This is a genomic window from Bradyrhizobium sp. 25ACV (genome assembly GCF_054863005.1).
On the sequence record NZ_JAVAYO010000002.1, the window covers coordinates 67,427 to 81,060 of the forward strand.

11 protein-coding genes and 1 pseudogene are annotated in these 13,634 nt (G+C 64.8%); 3 read left to right on the forward strand and 9 right to left on the reverse strand.

Annotation, left to right across the window (positions count from 1 at the left end; genetic code table 11):
- Positions 1–52: 52 nt before the first annotated feature.
- From RAD04_RS04090 to RAD04_RS04105, 4 genes are all read right to left on the reverse strand, one after another.
- Positions 53–1,195 carry an OpgC domain-containing protein gene (locus RAD04_RS04090; protein WP_461622752.1) on the reverse strand — a complete coding sequence of 381 codons (1,143 nt, stop codon included), beginning with the start codon at positions 1,193–1,195 and terminating at the stop codon, positions 53–55.
- Positions 1,196–1,382: 187 nt separating this feature from the next.
- On the reverse strand, positions 1,383–1,838 hold the full coding sequence (locus tag RAD04_RS04095; protein WP_461622753.1) for a hypothetical protein: 456 nt from the start codon (positions 1,836–1,838) through the stop codon (positions 1,383–1,385).
- Positions 1,839–1,931: 93 nt separating this feature from the next.
- Positions 1,932–2,300, reverse strand: coding sequence for an ElaB/YgaM/YqjD family protein (locus RAD04_RS04100; protein ID WP_461622754.1), 369 nt, complete (start codon positions 2,298–2,300; stop codon positions 1,932–1,934).
- 78 nt (positions 2,301–2,378) lie between these two features.
- Positions 2,379–3,491 (reverse strand): AI-2E family transporter, encoded by a 1,113-nt coding sequence (locus RAD04_RS04105; RefSeq protein ID WP_461622755.1) that lies wholly within the window; start codon positions 3,489–3,491, stop codon positions 2,379–2,381.
- Between the two features lie 209 nt (positions 3,492–3,700).
- Here RAD04_RS04105 and RAD04_RS04110 point away from each other — a divergent pair, with 209 nt between their 5' ends.
- Both RAD04_RS04110 and RAD04_RS04115 read left to right on the forward strand, forming a co-directional pair.
- Positions 3,701–4,480 carry a L,D-transpeptidase gene (locus tag RAD04_RS04110; RefSeq protein ID WP_461622756.1) on the forward strand — a complete coding sequence of 260 codons (780 nt, stop codon included), beginning with the start codon at positions 3,701–3,703 and terminating at the stop codon, positions 4,478–4,480.
- Positions 4,481–4,497: 17 nt separating this feature from the next.
- Positions 4,498–5,145, forward strand: a complete 648-nt coding sequence (locus RAD04_RS04115; protein ID WP_461622757.1) for a DUF2865 domain-containing protein — start codon at positions 4,498–4,500, stop codon at positions 5,143–5,145.
- A 220-nt stretch (positions 5,146–5,365) separates the two neighbouring features.
- On the opposite strand, the pseudogene RAD04_RS04120 reads toward RAD04_RS04115, so the two are convergent.
- Positions 5,366–7,448: pseudogene (locus tag RAD04_RS04120) on the reverse strand (methyl-accepting chemotaxis protein).
- Positions 7,449–7,720: 272 nt separating this feature from the next.
- On the opposite strand from RAD04_RS04120, the gene RAD04_RS04125 reads away from it, so the two are divergent.
- Entirely contained in the window at positions 7,721–7,876 is a 156-nt protein-coding gene (locus RAD04_RS04125) for a Thivi_2564 family membrane protein (protein WP_007599832.1), read from the forward strand.
- A gap of 133 nt (positions 7,877–8,009) precedes the next feature.
- Here RAD04_RS04125 and RAD04_RS04130 read toward each other — a convergent pair whose 3' ends face one another.
- The 4 genes from RAD04_RS04130 to cysD all read right to left on the reverse strand — a co-directional run bounded on the left by RAD04_RS04130 (position 8,010) and on the right by cysD (position 13,544).
- The gene (locus RAD04_RS04130; RefSeq protein ID WP_461622758.1) at positions 8,010–8,210 is read right to left on the reverse strand and encodes a CsbD family protein; all 201 of its coding nucleotides are present in this window, start codon (positions 8,208–8,210) and stop codon (positions 8,010–8,012) included.
- Positions 8,211–8,352: 142 nt separating this feature from the next.
- Entirely contained in the window at positions 8,353–10,518 is a 2,166-nt protein-coding gene (locus RAD04_RS04135) for a malate synthase G (protein ID WP_461622759.1), read from the reverse strand.
- Positions 10,519–10,813: 295 nt separating this feature from the next.
- Positions 10,814–12,730 carry an adenylyl-sulfate kinase gene (gene cysC, locus RAD04_RS04140; RefSeq protein WP_461622760.1) on the reverse strand — a complete coding sequence of 639 codons (1,917 nt, stop codon included), beginning with the start codon at positions 12,728–12,730 and terminating at the stop codon, positions 10,814–10,816.
- A gap of 19 nt (positions 12,731–12,749) precedes the next feature.
- Positions 12,750–13,544 carry a sulfate adenylyltransferase subunit CysD gene (cysD, locus tag RAD04_RS04145; protein WP_026202064.1) on the reverse strand — a complete coding sequence of 265 codons (795 nt, stop codon included), beginning with the start codon at positions 13,542–13,544 and terminating at the stop codon, positions 12,750–12,752.
- Between the last annotated feature and the right edge of the window lie 90 nt (positions 13,545–13,634).

A 13,634-nucleotide genomic window follows, 5' to 3' on the forward strand; every position in this document is an offset into this window, starting at 1 on the left:
GCCAATACCAGAACCCACGGCCCCGCTCCGATTCCATCGGACGAAATTGGCTCTAGGCCTGCTGCCGCAAGGCCGTCGGGAGATCCTGCCACTTCGACCAGGCGACATAGTAGGCCACCGCGGTCATCGCGGCGAAGCCGGCGAGGCTCACCACGATCTGCATCGCCACCAGATTGGCGCTGGTGATCAGGATGAGATGGCCCGCAAACGACAGGAACACCCCGACGCAGAACACGGCAAGCCATTCCTCGCCACATCGGATGACCGCCTGCAGCGGCTTCAATTGCAGGCCGGGATGATTGGCCGGAATGAGATGGGTCGCCAGCAAGGCGAGCGCGAGGAAGTGAATCACGCGATAGGGCGCGAGGTTTTCCTTGTCGGTCGGCGCGATGCTGTCGAGGAGGAGGTCCGGCAGGTAAGCCGACATTGCCGGCGAATGGCGCAGCAGGGTGATGGCCATCGCGAATACGAGATAGGTGCCGGCGAGAATCCGCAGCCAGGGCATGTCGCGTAGCGCGCGCCCGGGCGCGCCTGTCACGGCGAACCAGCCCCCGAGCACCATCAGCATCTGCCAGCAGAGCGGATTGAAGGTCCATTCCTGGTCCGGATAGACGCGAAAATTCCAGTCGAACCAGCGTGCGGCAATATACAGCGCGACTGATGCCGCCAGGGTCAGGTTCGGCCACCGCAACAGACCCCACAGCGCGAACGGAAAAAAGGCCATCAGCGGGATCATCAATTGCAGGAGGTCGAGGTTCAGCGGCTCCTCCTGGAGCACGAGGCCGCGGACCAGGATCCGCAGCGGGTGCTCGAGAATGCCCGAGATATTGTATTCGTGGATGATCTCCGGCGCCATCGACTGCGAGGCGACATAGGCGATGGTGTCGATGTAGATCACGAACAGCACGACATAGGCGGCGTAGAGCCGCCAGACGCGGCGGAAGATGCGCGTCGCCGCCACGAGGTAGCCCCGTTCAAGCGCCATCCGGCCGTGGATGATGGCGACGCCATAGCCGACGACGAACACGAGCAGGTCAGCCGCGCCGCTGAAGCCGAAATTGCGCAGCGTCAGCAGGTTGACGACGTTGTTCGGGATATGGTCGACGAAAACCGACCAGTTGGCGATACCGAGCGTCAGATACAGCCTGGCGTCGGGATGGAATGCGGCGAGATTCGCCTGAACGGACGGTTTCATTGACTAAAATAGCTTTGGGAATCAGGGTGATACTTTTAACGGCAACTGCCTGCCCATCCGAGTAGCGTTTGCGTGATGGCTGGGGCAGCCGCGCCGTCATGGCGCGAAATTGCGCGGTGTCTCGTGGAGAATTCTGATAGATGCGCTCGGAGGACTTACAACGAAATTTTCTAACGTGTTCTTACCGCTATTCGGCGGGCTCGGCCGACGCCTCGTCGGGAACGCCCGCGCGGCTCGCCATGATGCCGAGGGCGACGCCGCCGATCGCCAGGATCGGCAGTAGCCGCTTGACGCCGATGGCACGGACGATCTGCAGCCCGGTGGCGAGCAGCATGGGATCCGCGAGCATGCTCTGCGCCGCTGACTTCGCGGCGCGCTCGGCCGCGATCTGGGCGCGCTTCTGCACCTCGCGCTTGTAGCCCCAATAAGAGCCTGCCGCAGCCAGCGTCAGCAGGAAGAAGATGCCGGCGCCGGCAAGACAGGCCTGCACCGGACCATATTTCTCCAGCACCGAGATGAAGGCAGCAGCGCAAAGGAAGCACGTCGTCACGAACAGCGCGAAGGCCGCGCCTGCGGCAAGCGAGGTCAGTCGCACCGTCGTGCCGGTGGATGCACTGATCCCATCGATGATGCGCTGAAACATGGCCCTCGCTCCTCAATTCCCCGCAAGCCAAACCCTCACGGGCCGACGCCGGCAACGCGCCGCTGCCGACGCCTCAACACGCGTCCGCAAATCTTACCGGCGCCAGGCAGCACCGATCAGGAAGCCGATGCCGAGCGCGAGCCCGACGGTCGCAAGCGGCCGCTGCGTGATCGCGTCTTCGAGCGTCTCCTCGATCGAGCCGTAAGCTTCCTGGGCCGCGTCCATCATTGCACTGCCGCGCTCCGACACGTCGTCGAGCGCGGTATCCATGTTCTCGCGTGCCTGGCGATAGCCGCGGCGGGCCTGCTTGCTGGTGGAATTGGCAAAGGTGTTGAGCGCGTCGGTGATCTGGTCGGTGAGGGCGGCGATATCGCTTTTCACGGCTGCTACATCCTTCTCGAGGCGTTCCCTGGTGGCTTTGTCGGTCCAGTCTTTCATCCCGGCTTCATTGGTCGTGGACATCGGGAGCTCCAAACTGTTGACGGCTGAGATAGCCGGAAAACGTTTCGTCGTCGGGGAAGTTCCGTTCGCGGAAACCGGTCAGTCCTGCGGAAGCTGCGGCGCATCCGCCGGCAACAGATGCTCCTTCAGGATCAGCGCGACGATCAGAAGCGGCGACGACAGGAATGCGCCCATCGGCCCCCATAGCCAGGTCCAGAACGCGAGCGCCAGCAGCACGGCGAGCGCATTCAGCGCCAGCCGCCGCCCGATGATCATGGGCGTGACGAAGTGCCCCTCCAGGAAGGTGAGGCCGCCGAAGGCGAGCGCGGCCATCAGGCCGCCGCTGATGGTCGGGAAGGCGATCAGGCCCACCACGACCAGAACGGCGAACATCGCGATCGGCCCGATGATCGGGATGAAGTTGAGGGTTGCCGCGAGCGCGCCGAGCCCGGCCGGATTGGGCATGCCGGTGAGCGCACAGACGAGGCCGGTGGCGACCCCGACCCCGATATTGATGAGTGTGACGGTCAGTAGGTAGTTGCCGAGGTGGACCTCGATCTCGTTGAGGATCCGAAGCGTGCGCAGCCGGGCGTCGCGGTCGCTGAAGGTCATGATCAGCGCCCGGCGCAGGTCGCGCCAGCTTGCGATGAACAGGATCAGGGTGACGAAGAACAGCAGGAATTCGGTAAAGGTCGGTGACAGGAATTCCAGCGTCGGCTGCACCCAATCGAATTTCGGCATCTGGAAGTTCGGCAGTCCTTCCGAGCCGCCGACCATGGCCTGCAGTTCGCGCCACAGTGCGAGCGGTCGGTCGAACACGTGCAGCTTGTCCTTCAATTGCGCGCCGAGCTCCGGCAGGCGCGTGCTCCATTCCATCGCGGGGGAGGCGATCAGCGCCACCACGAAGGCCACCACGGCGGTCCCCGCAACTACGATCACAACGGCACCTACGCTGCGCGGCACCTTGTACCGCTCCAGAAAGCCCGCGGCCGGCGACAGCATGGTGCCGGTGACGAAGGCCATCACGACCGGCAGGAAGAAAGCTCTTCCAACGTAGAGCACGGTAACGACCGCAATCAGTAACAAGCCGGCAAGCGCGAAGGCGACGAACTCGGTGCGGCGGATCACCGGCGGCAGCTCGATATGGCTGTCGGGAAGCGGACTGCCTTCGCTGTTGCCGGGAATCAGACGTTCACTGGGAAGGACGCGCACAATCTCTCTCCCGCACGGAAGCCTCGATCCGCGCGCCCATTTGGCGAGCTGATAATGCGCCAGCAGTGCCGCGGTTCCATCGCGGCTTCGTGAATACGCGCTCGCTTGACTGTGACAAGGATGCCGCGCGAAGGGCCGGAACCTGAATCGCCTCCGCGGCGTTTGTTCGCAAGCGCATCACCTGATGCACGCATCCAACGGGGCAGCACATGACAAAGTTCTCTGCAGTCCGTCGCAGCTTCTCGCCGCGCGCCGTCACCGCCTTCGCTTTCGCAACCGCCCTGCTGACGGTGCCTTTCGCTGGCGCGAGCGCGCAGACGTACGGCTATGCGCCGATGCAGCCGCAGGCGTATCCGCAGGACCAGGGTTACGCGCAGGGCTACGTGAACGGAGCGCCGCAGCCGCAGGCGGCGGACGAGGATGCCCAGCTGCCCGATCGTCTGCGCAAGCAGATCGTCGGCTTCGACCGCAGCGAGCCGGCCGGCACCATCGTCATCGATACCAACAACACCTATCTCTATTACGTGCTCGGCAATGGTCGTGCGATCCGTTACGGCGTCGGCGTCGGCCGCGAAGGCTTCACTTGGTCCGGCGTGCAGAGCGTCAGCCGCAAGGCGGAATGGCCGGACTGGCATCCGCCGGCCGAGATGATCGCGCGCCAGCCCTATCTGCCGCGCTTCGTCGCCGGCGGTCCCGGCAACCCGCTCGGGGCGCGTGCGATGTATCTCGGCTCCAGCGAATACCGCATCCACGGCACCAACGATCCCTCCACGATCGGCAAGTTCGTCTCCTCCGGCTGCATCCGCATGACCAACGAGGACGTCACCGATCTGTTCAGCCGCGTCAATGTCGGCGCAAGGGTCGTGGTGCTGCCGAAGAACGCGCCGCTGATGGCCAAAGGCAGCGACACGGTGCGCAGGCGTCCAGCCGTGACGGCGATGCCTTCTGGCCGGCAGGCGCTGAACATCGCGACGTCGGCCGTGAACTAGGAGTAAGAGTGAGTCATATGAGCAGACGCCTGATTGGCAAAGTGGCTGGCGGTACGGCGATCATGGTCGTTGTCTCCGCTGGTCTGGCATTCGCACCGTCGGCGCACGCGGAGGATTTTTTCTCGGCGCTGTTCGGTGCGTTCGGAGGGCGGCCTCCACAGATCAGGACGCCGTTCCCTGGCGATGACATGCCGCGCTACGACGCCCCTCGCCAACGCGCGGCCTATGGCGGCGGCACGGCATATTGCGTGCGGGGCTGCGACGGCCGCTACTTCCCGGCGCAAGGCAATGATGCCGAGAGCAAGGCGCAATCCTGCAAGAGCTTCTGCCCGGCTTCCGAGACGTCGCTGGTCTATGGCAGCAATATCGACGACGCCACGGCTGAGAATGGAAAGTCCTATTCCGACCTGCCGAACGCGTTCCGCTACCGCAACGAGATCGTTGCGGGCTGCACCTGCAACGGCAAGGATCCGGCCGGACTCGCATCGGTCAAGGTCGAGGACGATCCCACCCTGCGCAAGGGCGATATCGTCGCCGGCGCTGACGGCCTGGTGGTCGCCAGCCGCAACGCCAACGACCGCCGCGGCGTCGCGATGAATTTTTCGCCGCTGCCGGCATCGGTGCGCGCCAAATTCCGCCAGGTGCCTGTGGTGGCGAAGGAGTAGGGCGTGTGTGGCGTGGCTGAGTTGTCCCGCTAGCAGCCACACAAACACCGTCGTCCTGGACGAGCGAAGCGAAGATCCGGGACCCATACCCACAGGGAGAGGTTGCGGCGCGAGCCGGCAACCACGACTTTTCGCCAAACCGCATCCTGTGGTTATGGATCCCCGCGTTCGCGGGGACGACACCGCAGGTGTAGAGGCGGTTTCCTCTCCAATTCGCTCTTCACGCCGCGCGGATCTTGCCGAGGAAGTCGCTGACCTCATGGCCGAGCTGGCGGCTCTGGCTCTCCAGCATCTCGGAGGCCTGCTTCACATTGTCGGCGGCTGCGGCGGCAGCGTCCGCATCGGCTTTGACGCCGGTGATGTTGTCCGAGACGTTCTTGGTGCCCTGCGCCGCGAATTGGGTGCTGCGCGTGATCTCCTGCGTCGCCGCACCCTGCTCCTGCACGGCGGCGGCAATGGCGGTCGCCACTTCATTCACTTCGCCGATGATACCGCCGATGGTCTGGATCGCGTTGATGGCGTCGCCCGCGACTTTCTGGATGTCGGCGATCTGCTCCGAGATCTCCTCGGTCGCCTTCGCCGTCTGGCTTGCCAGCGACTTCACTTCGGAGGCGACCACCGCAAACCCGCGCCCGGCTTCGCCGGCGCGCGCCGCTTCGATGGTGGCGTTGAGCGCGAGCAGATTGGTCTGCGCCGCGATGGTGTTGATGAGGCCGACGACCTCGCCGATGCGCCCGGCGGACTTCGCCAGGCCCTGCACGGTGCCGTCGGTTTCGCGCGCCTGCGTGACGGCGCGGCCGGCGATGCCGGCGGCATGCGCGGCCTGCTGGCTGATGTCGTTGATCGAGGCCGAGAGCTCTTCGGCGGCGGCGGCGACGCTGTCGACGCTCATGGAGGCGTCGTTGGAGGCCTTGCCGGCGACCTGGACGCGATCGTTGGTCTGGCGCGATACGGCGGAGAGGTCGCCCGAGGTCTTGCGCATCTCACCGGAGGCCTCGCTCAATTCGCCGAGCGTCTTGCGCACCGCGCGCTCGAACTCGCCGACATAGGCTTCGACGGCACGCTGGCGTGCGGAAGCGCCCGCATTGCGCTCGCGCTCCTGCTTTTCGATCTTGAGCTTGTCGGTGGCCTGCTGCTTGAAGGTCTCCAGCGCGCCGGCCAGTGCGCCGATTTCGTCCTGACGATCGAGATAGCCGCTGTCGACGGCAAGGTCGCCGCCGGCGACCTTCAACATGGCGTCGCGGATGGTGTTGAGCGGATGGATCACGCGACGGCTCACGAGCATGACCGCACCGACGGCAAGGCCGATGGCGAGCGCCAGCAATCCGAGCTGCACGATCAGCGCGCGTTGTGCGGCGCCGCGCTGCGCCAGCGTATGGACCTTGGCGGCGTCGAGAGCGGCTTCCGCCACGGTGACAGCGCTGGAAAGGCGGCCGACCGTGAGCGGGCTCCACTGGTTGGCGGTCATCTCGGCCTTCTCGCCCTTGACCAAAGTGTCAGCGAGACGGTCCCGCAGGGTCAGATATTGCGGCTCGAAATAGGCGGTCTTGGCCGCGGCCATGGCGGAGACGAGCGCGGGCGGCAACTGCATGCCCGAGGCTGACAATTCCAGCGCCTTCCACATCGCCGACATGCTGGGTGTAGCTGTTGCGGGCTTCCGGTGTGATCTTGCCGGCGGCAAGACCGGTCGAGACGACCAGCGAAGCTTCGCCCGCGGTGTTGCGGAGCAGCCAGGCGTTCTGCTTGATCGACAGCAGCTGGTCGATCACGGCGTCCTGATGATTGACGGTGGCGGCCAGGACGTTCGACAGCTTGTCGAGCGTTTCGAGCAGGCCACCCGTCGTCTCCATATATTCCTTCGGCAGGCCGGCGCGGCGCTGATCCCTGGGCTTGGCCGTCTCCGCCCAGAACTGTTTCTGCTCTTCGGTCAGCAGCTTGTGGAGGCGCGCGAGCTCCGGCACCAGCGTGCCCGATTGCGGGAAGTCCATGACCGGCAGCAGCTCCAGCGCGCGTGCCATTGCGGGCATCTCGGTGTCCCGGATCGCGCGCAGATATTTCTCGATCTCGGCATCCATCGGTTCGGCCGAGTTGAGGAGCCGCGTCGTGGTCGATCGGTCGGTGCGCAGGCTGTGCATCGCCTTGAACAAATCGGCGGATGCGTCGGCGGTCTGCGAGATGCGGTTGGCGGTCTGGAGGCGATCCCAGGACTCGAAGGCGGTGAGCGAGAGCGCGAGCACCACGCAGGCCGACGTGATCGCGATCACCGCCTTCAGCAGCGCGGATACGGTCAGACGATTCAGCATCGAAGCCCCCCCCAATTCCCATTGCAAAGCTCTTGAAAACGCGCGGCAGCATCGACAAGCCCGGCGCGGCAGAACGGCAATCGCACGCCGTTTGCGGCCCACGGCCCCGGCGTCATTTCCGCATCTGAATGGAAAAGGGTAAAATTTTAGGCAGGCCGTCCGATCGTAGAAGTACGGATTTACTAGAAGTTGCAGTGGGTTGCCGCGATGGAACCAGCGCAGGAGACAGGCGTTAGAGCGGTGGTCGTAATTTGCCTGAAGGGGGTCTCGCGATGCTGGTGGGCGTACTCGTCACTTTTCTCGTCGTTATTCTCGTCCTTTATCTCATCAACATGCTGCCGATGGACGGCCGCGCCAAGCAGATCGCGCGCGTGGTCGTCATCATCATCGGCATCGTCTCGCTGCTGAAATATCTCGCGGTGTTCTAGCAAGGGATCATAACCCGGATGAGCGCAGCGATGTCCGGGGTCCCGCAACAAAGGTCCCGGATGTCGCTTCGCTCATCCGGGCTACTCGCCAAACAAGAAGCCCCGGCTTTCGCCGGGGCTTTGTCGTGCCGCGCTAGTGCAGCGACTTGAGCCAGTCGTCGACGTCCTGACGAACCTGGTCCTTGGCCTTGCCGTAGCGTTCCTGGATCCGGCCTTCGAGCTGCTCGCGGCGGCCCTCGACCAATTGAAGATCGTCGTCAGTGAGCTTGCCCCATTTCTCCTTGGCCGATCCCTTGAACTGCTTCCAGTTTCCTTCGATGCGATTCCAGTCCATGACCATCTCCCAATGGTTGATGGCCGTACAACGCGACCGGCGCGCGGCCGTTCCGCTGCACGGCGCGACGTTTCGCCCGCTGCGCTCAACAAAAAAGCCCCGGCGTGAGCCGGGGCTTTCGGTGTTTCGAGCCGGCTGACTATCAGCCGTTCGCCTTGGCCTCGCGTCGGCGCGCGGTGAGGATGTATTCGGTGTAGCCGTTCGGCTGCTCGCGGCCCTTGAAGATGAGGTCGCAGGCGGCCTTGAAGGCGACGCCGTCGAAGGCGGGCGCCATCGGCTTGTAGATGGCGTCGCCGGCGTTCTGCTTGTCGACGACGATCGCCATGCGCTTGAGCGATTCCATCACCTGCGCCTCGGTGATCACGCCCTGGTGCAGCCAGTTGGCGAGATGCTGGCTGGAGATGCGCAAGGTGGCGCGGTCTTCCATCAGGCCGACGTCGTGGATGTCGGGCACCTTGGAGCAGCCGACGCCCTGGTCGATCCAGCGCACGACATAGCCGAGGATGCCCTGGCAGTTGTTGTCGATCTCCTGCTTGACGTCATCGGGCGCCCAGTTCGACTTCGACACCGGAATGGTGAGGATGTCCGAAAGCTTTGCGCGCGGCCCGCCTTTGGTGAGCTCTTCCTGGCGAGCGATCACGTTGACCTGATGGTAGTGCAGCGCGTGCAGCGTCGCAGCCGTCGGCGAGGGCACCCAGGCGGTGGTGGCGCCGGCCTGCGGATGGCCAAGCTTCTGCGCCAGCATGTCCGCCATCTTGTCAGGGGCGGCCCACATGCCCTTGCCGATCTGGGCATGGCCGGGCAGGCCACAGGTCAGGCCCATGTCGACGTTCCAGTCCTCATAGGCCTTGATCCAGGCCTGGGCTTTCATCTCGTTCTTGCGGATCATTGGGCCCGCTTCCATCGAGGTGTGGATCTCGTCGCCAGTGCGGTCGAGGAAGCCGGTGTTGATGAACATGATGCGCCTGGAGGCGCGCTGGATGCAGGCCTTGAGGTTGACGGTGGTGCGGCGCTCCTCGTCCATGATGCCGACCTTGAGCGTGTTCTCCGGCAGCGACAGGATCTTCTCGACGCGATCGAAGATCTCGCAGGTGAGCGACACCTCGTCCGGGCCGTGCATCTTCGGCTTGACGATATAGGCCGATCCCGTACGGCTGTTCTTGACCTTCGAGTTGCCCTTGAGGTCGTGGATCGCGAGCAGGCCGGAGACGGCGGCGTCCAGAAGGCCTTCCGGAATCTCCTCGCCCTTCTCGTCCAGTACCGCGTCGGTGAACATGTGGTGACCGCAATTGCGCATCAGCAGCAGGCTGCGGCCGTGCAGCTTGACCTCGCCCTTGCCGTCCGGGGTCTTGTAGCTGCGGTCGGCGTTAAGCGAGCGCGTCAACGTCTTGCCGCCCTTCTCGAAATCGGCCGACAGCGTGCCGTTCATCAGGCCGAGCGTGTTGCGGTAGACCAGCACCTTGTCCTCGGCATCGACGGCTGCGACCGAGTCCTCCATGTCGAGGATGGTGGAAACCGCGGATTCCATGATCATGTCGGCGACGCCGGCCGGATCGTCCTTGCCGATCGCGCTGCTGCGGTCGATCTTCACCTCGACATGCAGGCCGTTGTTGGCGAGCAGTACCGCGCTCGGCGCGGCCGCATCGCCCTGGAAGCCGGCGAATTGCGCGGCGTTCTTCAGTGCGGTGGCATTGCCGCTCTTCAGCTTCACTGCGAGCTGGCCCGCGACGACGCTGTAGGCGGTGACGTCGGTGTGGCTGCCGGTTGCGAGCGGCACGGCGGTATCGAGGAACGCCTTGGCCTTGGCGATCACCTTGTCGCCGCGCGCTTTGTTATAGCCCTTGCCGCTCTCGGACGCGTCGTGCGGGATCGCGTCGGTGCCGTAGAAGGCGTCATAGAGCGAACCCCAGCGCGCGTTCGCTGCGTTGAGTGCATAGCGCGCATTGGTGAGAGGCACGACGAGCTGCGGGCCGCAGATCTTGCCGATTTCTTCATCGACATTGGCGGTCTCGACCTTCTGGGTCGCCGGCTCCGGAACGAGATAGCCGATCTCCTTCAGGAAGGCGGTATAGGCGTTGAGGTCGAACGCCTTGCCCTTGCTGGCGCGGTGCCAGTCGTCGATCTTGGCCTGCAACGTGTCGCGCACCGCCAGCAATGCGCGGTTCTTCGGCCCCAGATCCTTGATGATGGCGGCAAGCCCGGCCCAGAACGCATCCGGCGAGATCCCCGTTTTCGGGGCCGCTTCCTTGGCGATGAAATCAAACAGGACGGGAGCGATCTTCAATCCGTGGGCGTCGACGCGTTTCATGATGGGCTTTCTTGTTGGAAATGGCTGTTTTTGGCTGCTTTTGACCCGACAGCAGCAAAATGCGCCCACGAGGGAGCGGCTTTCGGGGCCCTATTAGCCCCAAAACAAGGGCGGTGAGAAGACCCCCAAGGGTTTGTCAAAATGTCAAGACGGGGTGTGGGCCCCACGCACCGGTGTCATTCCCCGCGAAAGCGGGGAATCCAGTACGCCGCAGCTTCTCCGTATCCCAAAGCTGTCTCTGGAATACTGGGTCGCCCGGTCAAGCCGGGCGACGACAGCGGGGAATAGGACGGCCCTAGATATTCGCGGCGAGGTCGACGGCCTCGTCGAACAGCACGCCGGTGTTCTTCAGCATCTGCTCGATCTCGTCGGCCGCCTCGGCGACGGTTCGCGTCGAGGTGTCGATCACGAGCTCGGCCGCCTGCGGCGCTTCGTAGTCGTTACCGATGCCGGTGAACGACGCGAGCGCGCCGGCGCGAGCCTTCTTGTAGTGCCCCTTGGGATCGCGATCCTCGCAGATCTCTGCCGGCGTCGCGACATGGATCTCGCGGAACGCGGTGTCGGCGATGCGGCGCGCCGCGGCGCGGTCCTCGCGCGCGGGCGAAACCGCGGCGACGATGGCGATATGGCCGTTACGGGCGAGATGCGTTGCGACTTCGGCAAGGCGGCGGATGTTCTCGCTGCGATCAGCAGTGGAGAAGCCGAGATCGCTGTTGAGCCCGGCGCGCAGCGTGTCGCCATCGAGCAGGATCGGCGAGCCGCCATTGGTGAATAGCCGCCGTTCCAGCGCCTTGGCGAGCGTCGACTTGCCCGAAGCCGGCAGGCCGGTAAGCCAGACCACGGCGCCGTTGTGCTGATAGCGCGCGGAGCGCTCGTCGGGACGAAGTGCGGATTCCACCGGCACGATGTCGACGGGCAAGGCGCGCTGGCCGGCATCGACCGACAGCACCAGACCGCCACCGGCGATGCGTCCGGAGACTTCGATCACGAGACGACCGGTGCGCGGATTCTCGGTGTATGGATCGGTGGCGATCGGATTTGACAGGGAGATGTCGATCTCGCCGACATGGTTGCGGCCGATCGCCTTGTTCTCGCTGCTCGAGAGCTCGCCCGGATCGACCGCCTTCTCGATGGCGACCACGGTGGCGCGGCTTTCCTTCGGCCCGCAGCGAACCAGCAGCTGGTCACCCTTGGCGAGCGGCTTGTCGTGCAGCCAGAAGATCCGCGCCCGCAACCGGCGCGTCTCGCGCGGGGCGCTGCCGGCATGCGCGACGATGTCGCCGCGCTCGATGAACAATTCGCGGTCCAGCGTGATGCCGACCGAGCGGCCCGCGCCCTGCCGTCCCGCAACCGGCGTCGCCGGCCAGCTCTCGACCGTCTTGATCTTCGCGATCTTGCCGGCCGGCATGATCACGATCTCGTCGCCGGCAATCAGGCTGCCGGATTCGATGCGGCCCGCCACGATGCGGCGGTCGTCGAACTTGTAGATCGCCTGCACCGGCAGCCGCAGCGCCAGCGCTTCCAGCGGCCGCGCCGGCTCGAGTTGGTCGAGCGCCTCGACTACCGTCGGGCCCTTGTACCAGGAGATGCGGTCGGTGCGCATCGCAACACCGTCGCCGTCGCGCGCGGAGATCGGGATCACGGCTGTGGGCTTCACGCCGAGGCCGTTCAGATGCGCGGAGATCTCGTCGCTGATCTCCTTGAAACGCTCTGCGGAGAAGTCGACGCGGTCCATCTTGTTGACGACGATCGCGACCTGCTTCACGCCGAGCAGATGCAGGAGATAGCCGTGCCGCCGTGTCTGGTCGCGCACGCCTTCGAGCGCGTCGATGATCAGCACCGCACCGTCGGCCTGGGAGGCGCCGGTGATCATGTTGCGCAGGAATTCGGCGTGGCCGGGCGCGTCGATCAGCACGATGTCGCGCGAATTGGTGCGGAAGCGGATCTGCGTGGTGTCGATGGTGATGCCCTGGTCGCGCTCGGTCTGCAGCGCATCGAGCAGGAACGACCATTCGAACGGCATGCCGCGCCGCGCGCTGACGGCTTTGAGCATCTCAAGCTTGCCGTCGGGCAGGCTGCCGGTCTCGTGCAAGAGGCGGCCGACCAGCGTCGATTTGCCGTGGTCGACATGGCCGACGATGACGATGCGGACCTGCGGACGGGTGGTGCCGTTCGGGGTGGCCGGCGAAGCGGGGGTGACGATCATGTTCATATCGCGCTCGCGTTCTTGATCAGAGATAGCCGGCGACGCGCAGGCGCTCGAAGGCGTCCTCGGTCTCGTGGTCGAGTGCGCGGCCGGCGCGCTCCGGCACCTTGGTCTGCTCGAGCTCGATCAGGATCTCGTCGATGTTGGACGCGGTCGATGCGACCGGATTGGTGATGTCCTGATCGCCCAGCGAGCGATAGCGCTTGCCGTCCTTGGCGAGATACAGCGGGATGATCGGGATGTTCTCGCGCTTGGTGTAGGCCCAGATGTCGGCCTCGGTCCAATGCAGGATCGGGTGGATGCGCAAATGGGCGCCCTGCGGCGGCGAGGCGTTGAAATGGTCCCAGAACTCCGGGGGCTGGTCGCGCACGTCCCAATTGCCTTCGAGCCCGCGCGGCGAGAACACACGCTCCTTGGCGCGCGTTGCCTCCTCGTCGCGGCGAATGCCGGCGATCAGGCCGTCAAAGCCGAATTTGCCGAGCGCCATCTTGAGGCCTTCGGTCTTGCGCGCAGCGGAGCGGGCGGCCGGCGGCAGCGTCGGATCGACGGCATCGATGGGCGGGCAGGGCTCGACGCGCAAATCGAGATCCCATTCTTTGCCGTAGTGATCCCGAAAGCGGTACATCTCCGGAAACTTCTTGCCGGTGTCGACATGCAGTGCCGGGAACGGCACGCGGCCGAAGAACGCCTTCCGCGCCAGCCAGATCATGACGTTGGAGTCCTTCCCGAGCGACCACAGCAGCGCAATCTTCTTCAACCGGGCGAACGCCTCGCGGAAGATGTAGATGCTCTGCGCCTCGAGCTGGTCGAGATGGTCCATGCTGGGGGCAAGATCAGCAGAAAATTCTTGCGTGCGTGCGCGCTCGGCCGGGGCCGGGCTGCTCAGTCCGCTCGCTGCGGAATCGTCCTT

Bases quoted from the DNA above. Each gene is read 5' to 3' on its own strand.
- RAD04_RS04090 (WP_461622752.1), bottom strand. From the start codon at position 1,195: ATGAAACCGTCCGTTCAGGCGAATCTCGCCGCATTCCATCCCGACGCC.
- RAD04_RS04095 (WP_461622753.1), bottom strand. From the start codon at position 1,838: ATGTTTCAGCGCATCATCGATGGGATCAGTGCATCCACCGGCACGACG.
- RAD04_RS04100 (WP_461622754.1), bottom strand. From the start codon at position 2,300: ATGTCCACGACCAATGAAGCCGGGATGAAAGACTGGACCGACAAAGCC.
- RAD04_RS04110 (WP_461622756.1), top strand. From the start codon at position 3,701: ATGACAAAGTTCTCTGCAGTCCGTCGCAGCTTCTCGCCGCGCGCCGTC.
- RAD04_RS04115 (WP_461622757.1), top strand. From the start codon at position 4,498: ATGAGCAGACGCCTGATTGGCAAAGTGGCTGGCGGTACGGCGATCATG.
- RAD04_RS04125 (WP_007599832.1), top strand. From the start codon at position 7,721: ATGCTGGTGGGCGTACTCGTCACTTTTCTCGTCGTTATTCTCGTCCTT.
- RAD04_RS04130 (WP_461622758.1), bottom strand. From the start codon at position 8,210: ATGGACTGGAATCGCATCGAAGGAAACTGGAAGCAGTTCAAGGGATCG.
- RAD04_RS04135 (WP_461622759.1), bottom strand. From the start codon at position 10,518: ATGAAACGCGTCGACGCCCACGGATTGAAGATCGCTCCCGTCCTGTTT.
- cysC (WP_461622760.1), bottom strand. From the start codon at position 12,730: ATGAACATGATCGTCACCCCCGCTTCGCCGGCCACCCCGAACGGCACC.
- cysD (WP_026202064.1), bottom strand. From the start codon at position 13,544: ATGGACCATCTCGACCAGCTCGAGGCGCAGAGCATCTACATCTTCCGC.